This is a genomic window from Methylobacterium sp. ap11, from assembly GCF_900110515.1.
Lineage (GTDB): Bacteria > Pseudomonadota > Alphaproteobacteria > Rhizobiales > Beijerinckiaceae > Methylobacterium > Methylobacterium ajmalii.
Window position 1 is genome coordinate 1 of sequence record NZ_FOEB01000055.1, and the last position, 1,202, is coordinate 1,202.

At 63.8% G+C, this 1,202-nt stretch carries 2 pseudogenes; both read right to left on the reverse strand.

From position 1 onward, the window contains the following. Positions 1–93 precede the first annotated feature (93 nt). Positions 94–870 (reverse strand): annotated as a pseudogene (dinB, locus tag BMX97_RS31835) (DNA polymerase IV); the annotation flags it as partial. 243 nt (positions 871–1,113) lie between these two features. After that, positions 1,114–1,202, reverse strand: a pseudogene (locus tag BMX97_RS32625) (IS5/IS1182 family transposase); the annotation flags it as partial.

Consider the following 1,202-nt stretch of genomic DNA (forward strand, 5'->3'; position numbering starts at 1 on the left):
CTTCCAAGGGTTCAGGTGCTTCTCAACCAATCACCGGTAAGGCCGATCCCGCAACGCTCCAAGCTTGACCATGGATGTGGGTAAAAGGAAGTCGGCGAGCACCGCGTACTCGCTCGTATCCTGCGAGAACGTCGTTTCTGCGCCGATCGATTTGCGCTCGCGGTGCGCCCGCACCGGCCGCTCGTCGATGCCACGCGCCACTTGGTAATAGTAGTCGCCCGCGCTGCCGAAGGCCGCCCGCAACTCGTCGAGTGAGCGTGCTTTGAGATCGGCGCCGGTCTGAATACCCAGGCGCCGCATCTTCGCTTCGGTCGCCGGTCCGACGCCGCGAAACTGGCCGATGGGTAGAGCCTCGACGAAGCTCGGCCCCATCGCCGGTGTGATGACGAACAGCGCGTCGGGCTTCCTATGGTCAGAAGCAACCTTGGCCAAAAACTTGTTGTAGGACACGCCCGCCGAAGCGACGAGCCCAGTTCGAGCGAGGATCGTGGCGCGGATGTCCCTCGCGACCTCAGTCGCGGTCGGCAGGCCCTTCAGGTTCTCAGTGACGTCGAGGTACGCCTCGTCGAGCGCCACCGGCTCGATAACGGGCGTGTGCTCCTCGAACACGGCACGGATCTCGGACGAAACGGCCTTATAGGCATCGAAGCGGGGCCGCACGAACACGAGGTTGGGGCAGAGCCGGCGCGCGGTGGCCGACGGCATGGCCGAGCGGACACCGAAGCGCCGTGCCTCGTAACTCGCCGCCATCACGACGCCGCGCTCGCGCGAGCCGCCCACCGCCAGCGGCCGATCCCGCAAGCTTGGGTCGTCGCGCTGCTCGACGGAGGCATAGAACGCGTCCATGTCGATGTGGATGATCTTACGCATGGGCGTGGAGCTGAAACCGCATCCCCTGTTGGCGACACGCGCGCGGTGCCACCTGCCTCGAAGTTCAGCGTTTGTTCCTTCTCAAACATGTTCGGTCAAGGGACCGTAGGCCGATACCAACCCGGATCGGCGCTTCAGCCCTCAACAGCCGATGTCCAAAAACCCTGTCAAGCAATCGAATGTCTGGAAAACGCTTGGAACCGAGCTTTCGCCTTGCGCGCCGCGAGGGACAGCTTAGAGCGCCTAACAGAACCGCTGGACCTGGCGGAGGGTGATGAGGCTGTCCTGCAGGAACGTGAAGGCCTCGTAGATGTCGGCGCGGTGTTCGTAGC